This is a genomic window from Bacillus manliponensis (genome assembly GCF_000712595.1).
GTDB classification, from domain to species: domain Bacteria; phylum Bacillota; class Bacilli; order Bacillales; family Bacillaceae_G; genus Bacillus_A; species Bacillus_A manliponensis.
Genome location: NZ_JOTN01000012.1, coordinates 35,247 through 54,097, shown reverse-complemented (window position 1 = coordinate 54,097; position 18,851 = coordinate 35,247). Strand labels below are relative to the sequence as shown.

21 protein-coding genes and 1 pseudogene are annotated in these 18,851 nt (G+C 33.0%); 13 read left to right on the top strand and 9 right to left on the bottom strand.

Annotation, left to right across the window (positions count from 1 at the left end; translation table 11 throughout):
- Positions 1-3: 3 nt before the first annotated feature.
- Positions 4-1,749: a peptidoglycan D,D-transpeptidase FtsI family protein gene (locus tag BAMA_RS14480; protein ID WP_034640243.1), complete on the bottom strand. Its 1,746-nt coding sequence runs from the start codon at positions 1,747-1,749 to the stop codon at positions 4-6.
- Between the two features lie 311 nt (positions 1,750-2,060).
- Here BAMA_RS14480 and BAMA_RS14475 point away from each other — a divergent pair.
- Positions 2,061-4,204, top strand: a pseudogene (locus BAMA_RS14475) (peptidoglycan D,D-transpeptidase FtsI family protein).
- A gap of 200 nt (positions 4,205-4,404) precedes the next feature.
- Entirely contained in the window at positions 4,405-4,866 is a 462-nt protein-coding gene (locus BAMA_RS14470) for a GNAT family N-acetyltransferase (protein ID WP_034640240.1), read from the top strand.
- 54 nt (positions 4,867-4,920) lie between these two features.
- Here BAMA_RS14470 and BAMA_RS14465 read toward each other — a convergent pair whose 3' ends face one another.
- Positions 4,921-5,589, bottom strand: a complete 669-nt coding sequence (locus tag BAMA_RS14465; protein WP_034640237.1) for a Type 1 glutamine amidotransferase-like domain-containing protein — start codon at positions 5,587-5,589, stop codon at positions 4,921-4,923.
- 111 nt (positions 5,590-5,700) lie between these two features.
- Between BAMA_RS14465 and BAMA_RS14460 the strand changes: the two genes are divergently transcribed.
- The 9 genes from BAMA_RS14460 to BAMA_RS14425 all read left to right on the top strand — a co-directional run bounded on the left by BAMA_RS14460 (position 5,701) and on the right by BAMA_RS14425 (position 11,262).
- Positions 5,701-6,480, top strand: a complete 780-nt coding sequence (locus BAMA_RS14460) for an undecaprenyl-diphosphate phosphatase (protein ID WP_034640235.1) — start codon at positions 5,701-5,703, stop codon at positions 6,478-6,480.
- Positions 6,481-6,586: 106 nt separating this feature from the next.
- Entirely contained in the window at positions 6,587-6,937 is a 351-nt protein-coding gene (locus tag BAMA_RS14455) for a VOC family protein (RefSeq protein ID WP_034640232.1), read from the top strand.
- A gap of 66 nt (positions 6,938-7,003) precedes the next feature.
- Positions 7,004-7,513: a GNAT family N-acetyltransferase gene (locus tag BAMA_RS14450; protein ID WP_034640229.1), complete on the top strand. Its 510-nt coding sequence runs from the start codon at positions 7,004-7,006 to the stop codon at positions 7,511-7,513.
- Positions 7,514-7,528: 15 nt separating this feature from the next.
- Positions 7,529-8,041: a YfiT family bacillithiol transferase gene (locus BAMA_RS14445; RefSeq protein WP_034640226.1), complete on the top strand. Its 513-nt coding sequence runs from the start codon at positions 7,529-7,531 to the stop codon at positions 8,039-8,041.
- 45 nt (positions 8,042-8,086) lie between these two features.
- Positions 8,087-8,683: a hypothetical protein gene (locus tag BAMA_RS14440; protein WP_034640223.1), complete on the top strand. Its 597-nt coding sequence runs from the start codon at positions 8,087-8,089 to the stop codon at positions 8,681-8,683.
- A 187-nt stretch (positions 8,684-8,870) separates the two neighbouring features.
- Complete coding sequence (locus BAMA_RS14435) at positions 8,871-9,728, top strand: patatin-like phospholipase family protein (protein WP_034640220.1); 858 nt, start codon at positions 8,871-8,873, stop codon at positions 9,726-9,728.
- A gap of 21 nt (positions 9,729-9,749) precedes the next feature.
- Positions 9,750-10,091 (top strand): YxiJ family protein, encoded by a 342-nt coding sequence (locus tag BAMA_RS24085; protein WP_084158008.1) that lies wholly within the window; start codon positions 9,750-9,752, stop codon positions 10,089-10,091.
- 138 nt (positions 10,092-10,229) lie between these two features.
- Positions 10,230-10,733 (top strand): GNAT family N-acetyltransferase, encoded by a 504-nt coding sequence (locus tag BAMA_RS14430; RefSeq protein WP_034640477.1) that lies wholly within the window; start codon positions 10,230-10,232, stop codon positions 10,731-10,733.
- A gap of 13 nt (positions 10,734-10,746) precedes the next feature.
- Positions 10,747-11,262 (top strand): alpha/beta hydrolase, encoded by a 516-nt coding sequence (locus BAMA_RS14425; protein ID WP_051758961.1) that lies wholly within the window; start codon positions 10,747-10,749, stop codon positions 11,260-11,262.
- Between the two features lie 644 nt (positions 11,263-11,906).
- On the opposite strand, the gene coaW is transcribed toward BAMA_RS14425, so the two are convergent.
- The 3 genes from coaW to BAMA_RS14410 form a co-directional block, all read right to left on the bottom strand.
- Positions 11,907-12,743 (bottom strand): type II pantothenate kinase, encoded by an 837-nt coding sequence (coaW, locus tag BAMA_RS14420; protein WP_034640217.1) that lies wholly within the window; start codon positions 12,741-12,743, stop codon positions 11,907-11,909.
- Between the two features lie 106 nt (positions 12,744-12,849).
- Positions 12,850-13,371: an NUDIX hydrolase gene (locus BAMA_RS14415; protein WP_034640213.1), complete on the bottom strand. Its 522-nt coding sequence runs from the start codon at positions 13,369-13,371 to the stop codon at positions 12,850-12,852.
- 92 nt (positions 13,372-13,463) lie between these two features.
- Positions 13,464-14,366 carry a macrolide 2'-phosphotransferase gene (locus BAMA_RS14410; RefSeq protein ID WP_034640210.1) on the bottom strand — a complete coding sequence of 301 codons (903 nt, stop codon included), beginning with the start codon at positions 14,364-14,366 and terminating at the stop codon, positions 13,464-13,466.
- Positions 14,367-14,553: 187 nt separating this feature from the next.
- Between BAMA_RS14410 and BAMA_RS14405 the strand changes: the two genes are divergently transcribed.
- Positions 14,554-14,763, top strand: coding sequence for a hypothetical protein (locus BAMA_RS14405; protein ID WP_034640207.1), 210 nt, complete (start codon positions 14,554-14,556; stop codon positions 14,761-14,763).
- 37 nt (positions 14,764-14,800) lie between these two features.
- Here BAMA_RS14405 and cutA read toward each other — a convergent pair whose 3' ends face one another.
- Genes cutA through BAMA_RS14390 form a run of 3 tightly spaced genes read right to left on the bottom strand, consistent with a single transcriptional unit; the run spans position 14,801 to position 16,655 of the window.
- Positions 14,801-15,139, bottom strand: a complete 339-nt coding sequence (gene cutA / locus BAMA_RS14400; RefSeq protein ID WP_034640204.1) for a divalent cation tolerance protein CutA — start codon at positions 15,137-15,139, stop codon at positions 14,801-14,803.
- A 23-nt stretch (positions 15,140-15,162) separates the two neighbouring features.
- A complete protein-coding gene (locus tag BAMA_RS14395) occupies positions 15,163-15,621 on the bottom strand; it encodes a GNAT family N-acetyltransferase (RefSeq protein ID WP_034640201.1) in 459 nt (152 codons plus the stop codon).
- 23 nt (positions 15,622-15,644) lie between these two features.
- Positions 15,645-16,655 (bottom strand): serine hydrolase domain-containing protein, encoded by a 1,011-nt coding sequence (locus BAMA_RS14390; protein WP_034640198.1) that lies wholly within the window; start codon positions 16,653-16,655, stop codon positions 15,645-15,647.
- 141 nt (positions 16,656-16,796) lie between these two features.
- Here BAMA_RS14390 and BAMA_RS14385 point away from each other — a divergent pair, with 141 nt between their 5' ends.
- Entirely contained in the window at positions 16,797-17,276 is a 480-nt protein-coding gene (locus BAMA_RS14385) for a DinB family protein (protein WP_034640194.1), read from the top strand.
- A gap of 33 nt (positions 17,277-17,309) precedes the next feature.
- On the opposite strand, the gene BAMA_RS14380 is transcribed toward BAMA_RS14385, so the two are convergent.
- Positions 17,310-18,845 (bottom strand): SagB family peptide dehydrogenase, encoded by a 1,536-nt coding sequence (locus BAMA_RS14380; RefSeq protein ID WP_034640191.1) that lies wholly within the window; start codon positions 18,843-18,845, stop codon positions 17,310-17,312.
- Between the last annotated feature and the right edge of the window lie 6 nt (positions 18,846-18,851).

Below are 18,851 nucleotides of genomic sequence, written 5' to 3'. Positions count from 1 at the left end.
TTTTTATTTTATTTGGGTATCCCAAGCACTTAAGATTTCAGCTGCAACGGAAGAGGCGCCTTTTGTTCCGGAAGCGCCGCCGGGCAGAACAACAGAAATAGCGATTTGGGGATTGTTCACAGGAGCATATGCGATAAAAAGAGAATGTTGTATGATTTTCCCTTGCTTGTCTGTGAAAGTTGTTATTCCTGTTTTACCAGCTACGTCAAAGGGTAAATTTTGAATCTCTTGTATATTATGACTCATTCCGTCTTGTAAAACGCTCCAGAAACTTGAAGGATAATGAGCCGAACTTTTTAAAATAGGTTTAAATTCTTTCATTTTTTTGTCATCTTTATCAATGATTGCATGAACAATTTGAGGTTTATATTTGTCCCCTTTATTTGCAAGAGTTGCTGCGTATTGAGCGAGTTGGAGTGGAGTATGTGCCTCGTTTCCTCCCCATGATGCATTTAATAAAGCTGAAACTCCATTTTCAAAATTACTGGATTTATGTAATCCATATTGTCCCTTTTCTTCAAATGGTAAGTCAACCCCAGTTTTGGAGCGAAGACCGAACTGCTTTAAATAACTTGTCCAAATGGTTGCTACTTTGTCTAAATCACCATTATTTTGATTGAACAAGGGAATTGCCACTTGTGCTGTCATAAATGTATTGGATGAATTGATAATAGCTTGACTAGGTGTAATTGCACCAATAGGAGTCCCTGCATTATTAGTGATGTTATTTTGTTCATTATATTGAAAAGTCCCTTTATCTAAGTACGTATCTGTAGGTTGAAATAATTTTTCATTTAACCCAATTAAAATCGTAAGAGGTTTTATTGTTGATCCCATATTTACAAAGGATTCACCATACTTTAATGTTTGGATTGTTTTATTTTGAGAAAACAAATTTATATTTTCTTTTTCCGGTGGTAATAAATATGTCTTTACTATATTTAAATCCAAGGTTGGTGCATTAGCCATAGTTAATACTTCCCCTGTTTTTACATCCATTACTACAGCATAACCCTCATTCGCATCAGGGGTATTTTTAATTTGAGACCTTAGTGCTTCTTCTGTTTTTTGCTGAAGCTTATAATCTAGTGCTAGTTGAATATCCTTTCCTCTTTTAGGACTTTGCATATTCCATATGAACTTTTTATTTTGAATTTTAAACGTGAAGGTTTTTCCTGGTGTTCCTTTCAAGTCATTTTCATACTGAAGTTCAACTCCATTTATACCAACAGGAGAATCATTAGAATTAGAGTGACTTTTCATAGAATCTACATATCCAATTACTTGTGAAGCTATTTCATGCTGTGGGTATATACGTATTAATTCATTTTTAATTATTACATTTTGCGGTTGCTTTTTGTTTAACAATGAAAATTCATCATCACTGATGTCTGAGTATAACAGCATTTCACCTTTGTAAGGCTGTTTACAAAAGTTCTGTAATTGTAGTTTAATACCATCCACATCAAGATCATGTTGAAAGATAAATGAAAATTCATTAAAAAAACTAAGTAGATTTTCCATTTCTTGATTAGAGGGACACTCATCATTAAAGACATAATATACAGATTTTACTTTTTTATTTGTAGCTAAGATTACTCCGTTTTGATCAATAATTTTACCTCTTTCAGCTGGAGTAGTTGTAATATTAAACGCAATAAAATTTGTTTTAAATAAAATTACAAAAATGATTCCTAAGAAAGAGAGTCCCGCTAAAACCCTCCATTTTTTTTCTTCTATATGTAACATAACGGTCCTCCTTCATTCAAACTTTATTCTATCAAAAGATTTATTATTTTTTTTTGCAAATATGGAACAACTATATCGTTTAGATTGTCTATTAAATGTAATGGGATTCTTCAGGAAAGTAAAGTGGTGCGTAATATACGGTCATAATGAAAAAAGATGTTAAAAACAGGTCTCTATGTATGTTTATTAAGAGGAATTCAGCTTATCAATCTAATCTTTCTAACTCAAGAAAACATATAGAGGACAACCTTGTATTTGTATACCAAATCATAACCCACATAAAATTCACTAAAAATGGAGATGGAGGATATATGAAAAAACAAATAAGAAACAAACAGAAGACTCAAATTTCCCCTCGATTAAACATACTTTTCCTTTGTGTATTTTTACTATTTTCATTTATTGTTGTGCAGTTAGGAAGAGTACAAATTATTAATGGAGAGACTTACGCGAATGAATTACAAAAGAATGACATAGTAAGTATTCCAGTCCCCCGGGGAAAAATATATGATCGAGAAGGTAAAATAGTTGTGGATAATAAATCCCTTCGTACCATTACTTATACAAAATCAAAGGGAGTCAATTCAGAAGAGGTTTTAAAAATTGCGAAAGACCTTGCAAATGTACTCGAAATTCCAGAAAAAGATATAAATAAAGTAACCGAGATAGATAAAAAAGATTTTTGGATGGAATTAAATAAGGACCGCACTGAAGCAAAAATTAGTAAGCATGATATAGAAAAGTTGAAAAAACAGAACATAGTAGGAAAAGAATTAGACAAAAAAGTTGAAAATTTAAGGCGAGATCGTATTACAGCAGAAGAGTTGGAAGAATTAACACCACAGCATTTAAAAGTGTTAACAATTAAAAATAAAATGAACTTTGGTTATCAAATGACGCCACAAATTATTAAAGAAGATGCGACAGAGCAAGAATATGCGATAGTAAGTGAAAGTTTAGAGAGGTTTCCAGGTGTAGATGCAACAGTTAGCTGGGAACGTAATTATGAAAACGGCACTTTATTTCGTTCAGTATTAGGTAGGGTAACAACTAGCGAGGAAGGATTACCTCAAGAACATTTAGATTCTTATTTAGTTCGCGGTTATGATCGTAATGATCGGGTTGGGAAAAGTTATATTGAACAAAAATATGAAGGTGTATTGCAAGGGGAAAAGGAAGAAATGAAAATTAATACGGATAAATCAGGAAATATTATTCAAACAGAAACAGTTTCTAAAGGACAAAGTGGTAATAATTTAACATTAACAATTGATATAGAATTACAAAAGAAAGTAGAAGAAATTATAGAAAAAAATTTAAGAGCTTTCGAAAGTTCAGAACCATTAATGGATCGTGCCTTTGTTGTCATGATGAATCCAAAAAGTGGACAGTTATTATCTATGGCTGGTAAAAAACTTGTGAAGGAAAATGGTAAAACAGAAGTAGAAGATTTTGCATTAGGTAACATAATAACTTCTTATGAGATGGGATCAGCTGTAAAAGGAGCTACTTTATTAACTGGGTATGAAACAGGAGCCATACTAATAGGGGAACAATAGGGGAACAATTTTATGATGTACCAATGAAATTTAAAGGTACACCGGCTAAAAAATCATGGAATGTATCAGGGTTTGGAAATATTAATGATTTAAGAGCCTTACAAGTATCTTCTAATGTATATATGTTCCATACAGCATTACAGATAGCTGGAGTTAATTATGTACCAAATAGTACATTAAATATTAAACAATCCGCATTCGACACAATGCGTCATTATTTTAAACAATTTGGTTTAGGGGTTCCAACTGAAATTGATTTACCAAATGAAATAACCGGACAAACGAGACAAGTAGATAGCCAACCTGGTTTTTTACTAGACTTTTCTATTGGACAATATGATACTTATACACCGATGCAACTGGCGCAATATATTTCAACTATTGCTAATGGTGGGTATCGAATGAAACCTCAAATTGTAAAAGAGATTCGAGAGTCAACAATGAAGAAAGGGGAGATTGGAAAGGTTATGCAATCTACGGAACCCGTGCTATTAAATCGAGTTGATGTAAAATCAGAATATATTAATCGAGTAAAAGAAGGATTTGGATGGGTTTTCCAGGAAGGTGATGGAACTGGCGTTAAATACTTTCAAAATTCTCCACATAATCCAGCCGGTAAAACTGGAACAGCTGAGACTGTATATGGAGGGGATGATAAAATTGGAAGAAATGAAAAAGGTGCACGTGTTGAATGTTACAATTTAACATTAGTCGGGTATGCGCCACAAGATAATCCAGAAGTAGCATTTTCTGTAGTGGTTCCGTGGGTTTATAACGATAAAGGTGGTATCAATTCATTAATTGGAAAAGAAATCTTAGACTCATACTTTAATTTAAAAGAACAACGAATGGAAGAGACGGATACTTCGACAGATGATTCTGATTTAAAACACTAAAAGTTTAGTAATGCTTTACAAGAACATTAAAATATTCTAATGTCGAGGCATTAGAAACTGGTAACCACTTTTGGTGAGAATGTAGAGAAGCTATTCATAAAAGAATTAGCTTCTCTTTTTTTGAAAGGAAACTCGGAATTTCATGTTGAAATACATTTATAGATTATGAAAAAATAAATTAAATGAACAGGAGAAACATAATGTACGATATTTGTATAAAAGAAATTACAAAAGACAATTGGGAAGAAGCTTTTGGACTATCCGTACACGAAGGTCAAAAATCATTTGTACCAAATATTGCAGAATCACTAGCGTTTGCTTATTTAAAACCTTGGGATGAGGCTTTAGACCCTTATGTTTTATATGAAAACAATAAAATAATTGGGGCGTTTTATATTTCTTATACACCAAACAGTGAGAATAACTATTGGATTGGTGGATTTCAAATTGACAAGGAATTACAAGGTAAGGGATATGGAAAACAGGCTCTAAATAAAATAATTGAATTTATAAAGGAAACACATCATAAATGTAAGGTTATATCTTTAACAGTAGAAAAAGAGAATGAACAAGCGATCGCTTTATATAAAAAGACGGGATTTATTAGTCAAAACGCAGAAAATAGTTATCAGCAATCTATATATAAATTAAAAATTAGATAAACGATATTGAAAGAAGAGGTCGATCAGCTTTTTACATAAGGAACTTTTCGTTCCTTATGTAATGACGTTACCTGGATGAAATATAGTTTTACCACCATCCCGAAACGTATACGCATATTTGTCTCCAATTACTTTTATTACAGAATCGTTTACTATAACCGCTGTTTCTTCCGGCAAGCATATAACAGGCGTTTCATATTTTTTCATATAGTTTTGGATCAACAAATCATTTCCTTCATTGTAATGACACCAAATTGCATAGCCATTTACAAGTTGTAACCCTGTATATGTATGTAAATTCACATCATTCTCATCCATGTGGCCACATGTCATAATATGTTCTCCCAAAATAATCGCACCAGCACTACCGCCATATACAATACCCCCAGCTGCTACGTATTCTTTTATAACTTCGGTAAATTTTGTATCCATAAACTCTTTTAATAATCGAAATGTATTTCCGCCCCCAATATATATTGCGGAAAACTGCTGTAAATCTTTTATATTTTTATTTTTCACATCCTTCCACATTACAATTTCCTGTATGCCTAACGGATTAAAAACATTTTGTATCCATGTCAAACAATCATCAAATCGTGAAGCATCCATTGCAATTGGAATATAGAGTAATGGTTTATCTTTACGGATGTTTCTTACAAAATGTGTATCTATAACATATGTTTGTTTTGCATTTCCGCCGCCAGAAAGAAATAATTCTCCCATATTCATCTCTCCCCATAAGTTTTTATCATTATAGCATAGAGCCATACATTCTTTTCATAACAACAAAAACAACGCATATACTGGTACAAGCAAACATGAAAGGAGACATTCATGAGCTGGTTAGAAGCGTTTATTTTAGGGATTATTCAAGGATTAACAGAATTTTTACCAATTAGTAGTACAGGTCATTTATATGTAGGAAGACACCTTTTCGGTTTAGACGAAGCTGGTCTTTTTTTAGATACAATGCTTCATATTGGAACGTTAGTTGCTGTGTTTATTTACTATAAAAAAGAATTTGTATACTTATTGAAAAATCCGTTTTCCAAGCTTACTTTCTTATTAATTGTTGGAACAATCCCTGCGGTTATTATCGGACTACTATTTAAAGATTTCTTTGAAGATATCTCTAAAACAGGTGTCACCATCGGATGGGAGTTTTTAGTGACCGGCTTCTTTTTATACATGGCCGATAAACGAAAGAAAGGTCACAAGAAAATGGATGACATTACATATAAAGATGCATTTATTATCGGTTCTTTTCAAGCATTTGCTATTTTCCCAGCGATCTCTCGCTCCGGAATGACTATCGTTGCTGCTTTATGGAGAAAACTAGACCGCGAGACAGCTGCATATTTTTCTTTCTTACTATCGACACCTGCTATTGTTGGAGCTATCGTATTACAATTTGCTGACGTCGCTCAAGGAAAAGCAGAGCAAATTTCTACACTTCCTTTAATTATTGGAACAATCTCCGCTGCATTTTTTGGATATATCGCAGTATCATGGATGATTCAATATTTAAAACATCACTCTTTAAAAGTATTTGCTTATTATGTATGGGCACTTGGCTTTTTAATTTTAACTTTGCAGTTTACCGGTGTGTTTTAAAACTCTTTGTGATGGCAAGGGGTTTTATTTTTGTTTAAAGGAAATAATTTAGTAACAACAGAATATATGAACAATATTAAAAAATATAAAAAGGGTGTGTAAAAGAGTGATAAATGAAATGACAGTACAAGTACGTGTTAGTGATTTTTCAAAAGGTGTCGAGTGGTATAAAACATTATTAAAGAAGGATCCTGATTTTATCCCACATAAGGGTTTTGCTGAGTGGGAACTACTCCCGAAATGTTGGTTACAAGTTTCAGTAGGAATCCCAAGCGAAGGAAATGGACCTATACGTTTTGGTGTCACAAATATAGAATATGAAAAAGAAAGAATACTAGGGGAACTACATGTTGAAAATTTCGAATTACATTCTCGTGAAGGAGTTCCCGTTAAATGGGGTACATTTACTGACCCTTGGGGGAACCATATTGGAATATTTGAATCATTATCTAGTTAAGTGTTTTTTATCATTGTTACCAAATAATGTATCTATTACAATAATTAAATAAAGGACGTGATACACTTGAATATCTCACTTCATCCACTGCAAATGTCTGATGCAGAGCAACTATTTCAGTTTGAACTTGTAAATAAAGAGTTTTTTGAAGAAACTGTACCACCTCGTGGAGACGGTTACTACCATTTTGAAAATTTCAAAGCTCAATTAAAAAGTTTATTAGACGAACAAACTCAAGGAAGTTCTTACTTTTATTTAATACGAAATAAGCAAAACGCTATCGTTGGAAGAATTAACTTAACAGATATTGATATTTCGGAAAACCTCGGGTATCTCGGATATAGAATTGGAGCGAATTATACTGGAAATGGAATTGCGGGTAAAGCATTACGATCATTATTAGATCAGGTAGCACAAAAAGGGATTCAGCAAATCAAAGCTCAAACAACAACTCATAATATAGCGTCTCAAAAAGTGCTTGAAAACAATGGATTTCGGTATATAGATACAGATAAAGAAGAGTTTGAAATAAGTGGACAAAAAGTAAGCTTTGTTTATTATACGTGGCAACAATAACAAGGGGGATTAAGCATGGATTTACGTTATCCAATCGGTTTGTTTACATATAAAGAAGAAATAGATTCTATTGAAAAATGGATTCAGGAAATTGAGGAATTACCAACAAAATTAAAGGTCGCTACGGAAAATTTAAACGAAGAGCAGCTAAATACACCATATCGTCCAGGTGGATGGACTGTTCGTCAAGTTGTTCATCATGTCGCGGATAGTCATATCAATAGTTATACGCGCTTTAAACTAGCTCTTACTGAAGAAAACCCAACAATTAAGCCGTATATGGAGGAAAAGTGGGCTGAGCTATCTGATTCTCAGCTGCCAATCGAAGTGTCACTTACTCTATTAGAGTCGTTACATACAAGATGGACACATTTACTTCGTTCACTATCTGCTGCTGATTTAGAAAAAGCTTTTTATCACCCTGATACAGGAGCAACTAAGTTAAAAGTTGCAATTGGTTTGTATGCATGGCATGGAAAACATCATACTGCGCATATTGCTACTCTTGCTAATCGATTAGGATGGTAATTTAGCAATTAAATAGTTTGATATTTTTAAAAGCAGGTGATTTAAATGTTAGCTCCAAATTATATTGTGACAACGTGGCGGAAGTTTGATAGCTTCCCGATGGAAACATTAACGAAAGCATGGTTTTACCAAAAAGGAACAACAAAAAAGCAAAGAAGCGTTTCTCTTATGAAAGAACATAGGGAAGAATATGGAATAACAGGAAATTGTTTTGATCTTGCGATATGGTTATTAGACGAATTTAAGAACGATGGGATTACAGCATATCCAATTGGTCGTCATTTACATACAGAGCGAGCTCATGTTGCTGTTATTACGTTAGATGAAAAAGGGAGGAGGTATTTATGTGATTTAGGTGATCAATGGCTAGATCCAATTTTAATCGATAGTAACTCTGAAGATTATACAGATGAAATTTTAAGTGGATTTTTTCCAGCAGCTAAAGTACAGGTGAAATCAACAGAACATGATGCTCATTGGGAATTTTGCAATTGGGAAAGTTTCCTTAGTACAAGTGAAGGATTATTTCGTGATGAAGATTTATTAACAATAGAAGATTGGGCCAATAGAATACACCGTAAAACAAGCTATCAAAAACAGCTACTTACAGATGCTTTACAGCTTTATATGACAAAATCATAAAAAGGTAAATTGTATATTTAAAAGAAAATATTGCATGTTGTTCCAAAATATTCGGGTGTTATACTTTTATTTTTGTATAAAAATTCAGATGGAACGATATGGAAGCTTTATAATAACGTAATCTTAGTATCTTGTGCTAAAATAAAATTATTTCGTATTTCTAAATAAAAAGAAGAGGGCGTATAGCATGAAAGATATCGGATTAGTATTAGAAGGCGGAGGCATGAAAGGTTTATATACAGCAGGGGTACTCGAGTTTTTTATGGAAAAAGAGTTATTCTTTCCATATGTAATCGGCGTTTCTGCCGGAGCATGTATGGGTGCTTCTTATGCATCTCGTCAACAAGGACGTAACAAAAAAGTAAATACAGAATTAGTTCATGATCATCGTTACATATCATTTCGTAACTTTTTACAAAAGCGAGAACTTTTTGGGATGGACTTTTTATTTGATGAAATTCCAAATAAAATTGTGCCATTTGATTTTCAAACATTTTTAAACGAGCAAGAGCAGTTTGTTGTAGGAACGACAGATTGTGAAACAGGACAAGCGGCTTATTATAATAAACAAGAACACGGAAAGGACATCTTACAAATTATTCGAGCATCAAGTTCACTTCCGTTTATTGCACCAGTTGTGGAGTATAGTGGAAAGAAACTACTTGACGGAGGGATATCAGATCCAATTCCTGTTCGTAAGGCGCAAAAGGATGGTTTTTTAAAGAACGTTGTAATTATGACGAAAACGCCAGGGTTTCAAAAGCAACCTAGCAAATATGCAAAAGCCGCGAAATTTTTATATCGACGTTATCCAAAAATGGCAGATAGTTTAATAGCACATTATTATACGTATAATGAAACACTATCTTATATGAACACTAAAGAACAAAAGGATAACTTATTTATTATTCAACCAAGTGAACAATTAGACGTAAGTAGAATTGAACGAAATAAAGACAAACTTATTGCTTTATATGAACTTGGATATAGGGATGCAAAAGCAAAATATGAAAACTTACTATCATGGACAGAAGGGAGAAACTAGTAAGTTTTAGGGAAAAAGACGATATTTCAACAGTTACAAAAATTACATAGTTCCTTACGAGAACCTTTTCCGTATCGTGATACAGAAAAGATGCAGCGAAATCACATATTTTCAGAAGATGATTGCTTTAATGGTGATTTAAATACATATTGGATGAATATTTCGGGTACTTTATCTTATGTTTTATTAAATAAAAGCTCAAAAATACCATATAAGCAAATAAAATTACTTCATTATTCGTTCTTTGAAAGATTTCAGCAGTATCATATTATAGAGAATCACATAGAAAAATATCCAACCTTTTATAGAGATTATGCAGCTTACGAGAGAACTCGTAAACTATTGCTGTATTATCTTTTATAAAGAAACAAAACGCCACTTAGGAAGCAGCTATGTGGCGTTTATTTGTTCACATAATAGACAAGCATAAACACTATTTGTATAAAGGAAATAGACGTTTACAAATAGAAATTCTTATAGAAAAGAGGAGGGAGACAATTGATTCATACATTAAAATTAGAAGAATTAACGACTATAGACGAAAATATTGAGGAACTAGCAGAGCTTTTAATACAAGTAGTAGACGAAGGAGCGTCGATTGGCTTTTTACCACCTATGAATAAAGAAGATGCGGTTTCATACTGGGAAAACCTTTTACAGCCTAACATAATTGTATTCGTTGTAAAAATACATAACAAAATCGTAGGTAGCGTTCAACTACATGTAAGTAGCAAACAAAACGGAACTCACCGTGCGGAAATCGGAAAATTAATGACACATCCTAATTTTAGACGAAATGGAATAGGTCGTGTACTCATGCAAAAAGCAGAAGAGAGGGCGAAATTAGAAAATCGCTTACTTTTAACATTAGATACAAGAGAAGGCGATCTTTCAAACAAACTTTATGTATCACTCGGTTTTATTGAGTGCGGAAAAATCCCTGACTATGCTCGTTCAGCAAATGGTGAATTACACACGACAGTTTTATACTATAAACGAATTTAAAGTGCACTCATTTATGCAAAATCTTGAAGCAGCAAATACACTAGATCACCTTATTTATAAAAAAGAAATACCTTCATGCATTATTGTAGGTATTCATCATGTTGATCGGTTTGCTGAACTGACTTATAACGATCAAATGAATGCATTTTTAATAGAAGAACTACTTCCTTGGATTGCAGAGAACTATCGTGTAGAGCAAAAATCAAATCATATTACAATTGCTGGGCTAAGTCTTGGTGGACTGACAGCAATGTATGCAGCTATTCAATATCCATATACATTCGGAAACGTATTATCACTATCAGGATCTGTTCATTGGAAGAAAGAAAACCATGAAGAAACATCTCATTGGATAGAGCAGCAAATTCAAAGAAGCAGCAAACTCCCATTAAACATCTACATGACAGCGGGTACATTAGAAAATGAACCATTGTTAGAAGCAAATAGAAGCCTATATAGAGCTTTAAGAGAAAAAGAATATAAAACTACTTATTATGAGTTTCAAGGCGGTCATGACGAAATATGGTGACGTGAACAGTTTGTTGAAGGATTAATAGCAATTTATCGTAACAAAACAAAAGAATTTCTTTCATAATTTGATAAAAAGCATTCAATGCTAATCAATTATAAAAAGTTCTTCCTGAATGATATATAAGGGAGAACTTTTTATTTTATAAACACATTATGTTAACTACAAGTAAAAAAAGCTAACATATGAGAGGTATGGTATATAAATATGAATAGTTATCAAAACATATAGCAAACACAAAATACAAACAGAATATAAATAACGAATACATTTTTGTTTATAGATCATTTACAAACTGTATGTATATAAAATTTAATCGGTGTAATTATTCGCTGGATTTGCTGTGATTTTAATGAAGCGTGCTTTATATAACAAAAATAATAATCAACTTAAACTGTACAATATGTTTACGTATCTCTTAAAATTCCTGTCTCATCTCAAAAAGTATAGTTTACTTAATTTTAGAGATGAAAAAACGTTTTCTTCTATAACTACCTATAATAAATATTATGTTAACTAATTAAAAAATAATAAACTTACTTAAAATCAGTTAAAGTTCACTATATATCCCCTCTCATGAAAACACAACACTGATCCATTTAAGAATCAGTGTTGGAAAACTTCATACTTATTTAGACATGACACTATTCAGCTAAATTCCTTTTCCTCATCAACGCACCAACAGCGCCACTGAAACCATGATCTTTTAAGAAGATAGGATTTTTATTATTCTTTGCTGTATAGTTACCTATAATTGTTTTTAATGGTTCGTTATCAGATAAGGTCGATCCTATATAAATAATATTATCTATATTTTGTGTCTCAGCAATGTAAATACTTAAAGTTGTGACCACTTCTCCAACTAGACCTTGCACGGTTGCCGTAACGTCTGATATTTCACTATGAACAACATCTCCTAAAAAAGCTTTACCAAAGTTACTCGCTGTTAAATCTCCATCTACGGGTGAAACTATTCCTTTATAAATATCACTTACTTTTATATCTAATTGTGATCTAGAACCATGTTTCGATACCTCTATAATCTTTTTAAAATCACTCAGTCCAGTTAATAACTGACATAAACCCATTAAAGTCCCGCCGCCTATTCCAGTTCCTCCCGCTCGAAAATACCCACTATTATTCACAATATGTATAGACGTTCCGGTGCCGATGTTTGTAATTATATAGTTATCTAATGAATAATCCGCCTTATTCAACAAATACTGAACCCCTAAACAAGTTGCATCGAATTCTACAATATAGCTTGTGTGTAGCGAATCTGAAGCAATAACTTGCTTAAATTGCTCCGCCTTTCCACCAGTAATACATACTTCATTTATAAAGGTGTTTTCTTTTATCCAATCTCTTACTTTGGAAAGTTCATTTGAATAAAAATAGTGAAGTTGCAACTCATAATTATAGTCAAAATAAGCAACTTTAGTTAACGTTCCCCCTATATCAATACCAACAATTCCTTGCATATATAATTCCCCCTGTATAGCTGCTCCTTACTAGCAAAACACTCCCGTTTGAAGGAGTGTTTTAATGAAATCATACGTATTTACTTCCTATAGGAATTTATGATAATTACAATGATTTTGCTGCTTCGTACTCGTATACGTCTTCAAACGAATTTAATGTTACACACTTATAATCTACTAACTTATTATTTTCAATGACACATTTATGTTCATAGACATCTGAATCATGTAATACGTAAGGTAAAAAGTGAGGAATCATTTCTCCGACTCCGTAGTTATACTCACTAAGTAACCATGAGATTTCTTTCCAGTCTAGTATGCCTTCGTCTATTTTGATAGGAGTTTCGTATATGTAGTCTTTTTGTAAGTTAATTACATATACGTACATGCCTCCTATGAATACTTTATCAAAATTCCACGTTACGATTCCTTTAAAATGAACTTGTGAAGAAGTTACATTGATATTTGTTTCTTCTTTTATTTCTCTAATAGCTGCTTGTAAAGGCGTTTCATCATTTTCAATCTTCCCTCCGACGCCGTTCCATAGTCCTTTGACAGGGTCGTAGTTTCGATTTAACATGAGTAATTCATCGTTTCGTCTAATAAAGCATAACGTGTATTTATACAAAATTTTGTCTCTCCCTTTTACTCAATAAGCTGCTTCGTTTATTTCGATATTTTCACAGTGATTGCATATGCTGTTTGATTCTTATTAATAAGTTATTCCGTGACTTGTAGAACCTCTTTCGCCATCTGCTTATACTCATCAAGATTAGACTTTAACGCAAACTCAGCAATTGCTACAGGATATGCTGCATCTAGTTCAATAATATGTTCTTTCATAAGTAGCCAACGATACCCTCCTGCTTGTTCATACGAGTGAATAAGTTCATCTAAAGCTGCTTCTCCAAAAGCTTTATACTGAAACACAAAGTCATTTGATATATCTGTCACTTTCGCTTCTGTCCAATCAATTAAACCAGTTACATTTCCCTCTTGATCAATTAATGTATGACCTGCATGAATATCTCCGTGAATAAATCCTGTTTGCTTTGGCCACATTTCTTCATTGTTAACCCACGTTTGCCACCTTTCCCATAGCGCTTCACCTACACCAAACTGTTTCTTTACAGCATCCATACGACTTTTCATAGATTCTCTTAGCTCCTCAGCAGTTTGAACTGTTAATCCAGCCTTAGCTGCTTGCTCATAAGGAATTTGATGCAAAGTAGCTAGTATCTTCCCAAGTGATTGATGATAACAAATAGGTGCATTTTTCTCATCAAATTCCCACACATAATTTTGTATATCATGATCAATTGTCCCTGCTGGTACACCACTCAACTTCTTATACGCAATGAGTTCATCTGTATAAATAGCCCAATTTGGAACTTCAAAGTCTACATATGGATTCACAACATCTAATATGCGCTTCTCTTCTTCAGTCCTAGAAACAACATCTTCACGCCTTGGTAGACGTAGTACCCATTCCGTTCCTTTATCATCTATAGCAAACGCAACTTGAAAATCAAGACCTGATTCATTCCATACAAGCGTTTCTTCTCTTAGCTGCAAATGATGTTTCTTTGCAATCTCTAGTACTTGCTGTTTTGTTTTAGACATCTTTTCTCACCTCTTAATAAATAAATTGCTAACACATTGAATTCTACCAAAGATAGATTTATTCCTCTAAAACGTTCTCTGAAACTCATACTCCATCCCTCCCTTTTATCTATAGTTTTTAAAACAGTTAAAATGTCTTTTGTTTTCTTTATATAAATTGTAAAATATATACAAAATGAGGGGTTACATGCCAAAACATACAGTTTTCGGTAAACTATTCGTCGGTTTCGGTCTAGTTGCAATTTTTTTAGGGCTTTGCATGGCAAACGTAATTTCAGATGTTCCATTATTCCAAGGTGAACATAAAAACTTAGGTATAGCAATTGTTGTATTAGGTGTAATTAGCATGATTGTATCTAATTTCTTTAAAATAAGAAAATTAAATAACGCATTATAGTAAAAAGAGGTTATCGCAAATAGATAACCTCTTTTTGTTACATATCTTCAAAATAATCATTAAGTAACGGAATTACATAAATCATCGGCGTTTCATACGGATGAATACGACGGATTACTGTAAGTGCGTGTTTTACATATTTTTTGTTACATCGTATTTCTACTTTGCACTCTTGTCCTTCACATATTTGACCAATTTCTCCATCATAGGGCGATGCAGATTGTAACGGTCTCCAATATCCTTTTACTGTACTATAGGATAAGCAATGATCATAATCGCCTAGTTTACATGCATGAACTTTATGTAATTCATCTCGTAATTGTTCAATAAACGGTTCTGGAATAAATATTTCAATTTTCACTTCGTTAAATTGCATACCCTCACCTTTTTATATTATTTTCAAATACGTAGACGATAGACTTGTTCGTTACTATACGTATAACCTAAATATACAAACCCAAAGTTTTCATATAATCTTTTTGCTTTCACATTTTCTTTATGTACGGTTAAACGAATTTCTTCACACTGAGAAAATTGATCCGTAATCCACTTGACTATTTCCTTCAAAGTTGCTTTTCCGTATCCATTTCCTTGATATTTTTTGTCAATTAGAAAGCCATTAATCCAATACATGTCTGATGTATTCTTTTCAAAAGCATGCATAATGAACCCGATAATTTTATCTTGATTGTATATAGCCAATGGTATGTACTCTACATGATCTCCATCTGGTTTAATATATACTTTTGCAAGTGATACTGCTACTGTTGGTACAAACTTTTTTTGTTCCTCGCATACTTGTAACTGTAATGTTTCTTTCCAATTCTCTCTCGTTACAACCTTTAATTGAATGTTCATGTATACCCTCCTTATAAAGGCTATTATTTTTCACCAGCAAACGTATCAGCAACTAAATTACTAAACTCTCGTAAATAATATAAGTAATTATCTCCGCCGTAGTTATATCGTTTGTTGTACATTTTGGCAACAACAACGTTATATTCAGGAATAACTAAAATTGTTGGTCCTGTTACACCTAATATTTGATACGAACCTTTCGGAACTCTCTCACCTAGTTCACTTTGCTGCGCCGGTGAATGTTGTACGAACCAAAACAATCCGTTTTGAGGTAAAGTTTCATTTTCGTATGGTGGGCTTTGTATGGTTGTCGCAAGTTCAATCACTTCTTTTGGTACAATTTGTTTTCCGTTTACATAACCTTTATTTAGATGGAGATTGCCCCAATATGCAAACTCTCTAGCAGATACAAATAAATTCTTTTTTGTTCCATCGTCTGTTTTGGCAATTGGGCATGTTGCTTTCTCATTTGCTTCTACAATGACATTCACTAAATCTTTATGATATTCTGTTTGCCAAGCTGTTTCATTCCAACCAGCAGGGGTGAAAACTCTCTCTTTTAATAACTTTGGAAAACTTTTATCGTATAAACTGTTAATAAGACTAGTGATCATACGTACATTTATATCCCGATAAGCCCAGCTCTCTCCAGGTTCAAACTCTCTATATACTGTTCCGTCTTCCCTTTCATTTAAGCCGTGTGAATGAGTTACTAAATGTCTAATTGTTGTTTTCCCTAATAATTTTCTATCATATTCCGTAAAGTAATCTATTGCATAATCATCTAAACTTTTAATCTTTCCTTCATACAATGCATGCGCTACAGCAAGCCCTAAGTAACTTTTTCTACTAGAAGCAACATTAAATTGTGATGTTGCTGTTACCGGTTTACTTCCTGCTTCATTTGAATGAGTACCACTATAATGCTCTAACACAACTTCATTATCTTTCATAATGAAAAGTGCTGCTGCAGAACTATGATTACTTATTTTTATATCTTCTACCCATGAAATTAATTTTTCATATGCCGTCAATTCAAAAACCCCTTATGTTTAAAATGAATCTACTTTTATCATATCACTACAATTGTTATTGTTTCTATGAAAATACTCCTTATATACGTGTGATTATTTTTATATAATAAATATAAGATTAAACAACAGGGAGATGTATTCATGGACAATTACACATTAAAAAATTATCTTCTCTTCATTGATTCTCTAACAGAATTAAAACATATTGATGTACATTTGGCCAAAACACCTATACAAGAAAAAAGGTGGTCAATTAAAGAAATTATTGCTCACATTTATAGATGGGATATATTTTTATTAGAAGTAGCTATTCCTAGCGCTTTACACGAACGAATTATTCATTTCCCGTCTCACGATGAATATAATTTTGCATCTCAAAAATTTGCTGCAACAATTTCTTTTTCTCAATTAGTACATACATCTATAGTAACAAGGAAGCAACTAATTACGGATTTGCTAAATATGAAAGATTCGATATTAGAACCTATTACGATTAATAACAATACACATTGCCCAAAAACAAATGAGCGATATACTGTACTCTATTTAATGAGCGAATTTGTAGAGCATGATCAGCATCATTTAGCTCAAATAAAACAGTTTTTATCACAACAAAAATAGACAGAGATCCGAATTTCTCTGTCTACTTCGTTTTTAACTTCGCAAACTCCCTCTCAGCCACGCTCTCTCTTCATAAAATCCGATTGGAATTTGAATCAATGTTGTTTGTTCTTGTTCATGTAAACGGTATAAGTGCTCACATGTATTTACATCAAAACTAAGCAGTGGGTGTCCACCAACTCCTATCCCGGATGCTGCTAGTAATAGTTTTTGTAACAAAATACCCGCCTCCATTTGCTGCATGCGGTATCCACGATAACCAAGTTGTTCTTTTTCATACTTCTTATCTCCTACTATATGCATACAAAGTGGAACTTGAAAGAGATTGACATTATGCATCGTCATCGCATTTTGTAATAATAAACGGTGATCTCCAGAATGAACAAGCTGTAACGAATGGTCTGTACCGTTATACACATAGGCCCCTTGTTCCATACCTTCTACACCAAATATAGAAAGATATAATAAAACATCCTTTCCTACTGAATCATTTCGATACGGAAAAGAAGTTGTTGTGTTATAAAGTAACTGAATGAGCTTTTCTTGACTAAGTTTTTTAAATGTAAAATCCATTTCGGGAGAATATCTTCTTCTACACGCTGCTATAAAGTCATCGGTTACACGATTTGCTTTTGGTAGCAACCATCCTTTCCCGTATTGAATTCTATTTCGTTTTCTTTTTGATGTTTGGAATGAATTTGTAGATTGTAAAAAAACTGCTTTATTTGTTTGTAATAGCAAAGGATATTCTATCATCTGCTTTGATCGCACATAATGTGCATTCTGAATGCTCTCTATCTCATTACAAAGAGAGTCAGACGAAATATTTCTATTTATCTCATACTGAAGTAACTTTTCTCCCAATGGAATAATTGCATATATACTTTCTTCTTGTTCTGATAAACCAAGTAAATGATTTGCTGCTTGATCTAAAAATTGATATTGTACGCTTGTTTCGAATTGATATCGCTTTGCAACTTCTAACAATTGCCCAATCAGTACGCCTGTATCTAACCCTTGCAATCGGTACGAAAAGTTATGATATTTAAAAAAGTTTTTCCAAAACATCACAGAAACAAATATAGTAGCAAAGCACGAAGAGATATCATATTGATTCCCAGCTAAACGAGTAACGTATGAATCAAAATTCCCACCTCTTAGTAAAACAAGACGATGATGAGCGACATCATAATGATAAATACCAGTAGGTACATCTTCTATGTTCAAATATACATATAATTCATTTGGATACAAGCCACCACCAGATGGAACAAAACGTCGATAAGATTGCATAAAAACATGGTCTTCTTCCGTATCTGGCATAGCAGTATGACAAAGGTGGGTCAATCCATATGTGTATAAAAGAAAGTGGCCAATTGTATCAAGGTTCATATGCGTTTTTTCTTTATTCTTTAACGAAAGAGGAATTTCTGCAGATAATGGAATCGATGGTAAATGACGATACAACTTATATGGAAGAGGTGCATCTTGCCAATTCACTTCCCAATCCTTCGGCGCTGCTTGATCTGGATAGAAATGTAACGTATTTAAAAACGTCTCGATATTCATCCGTAT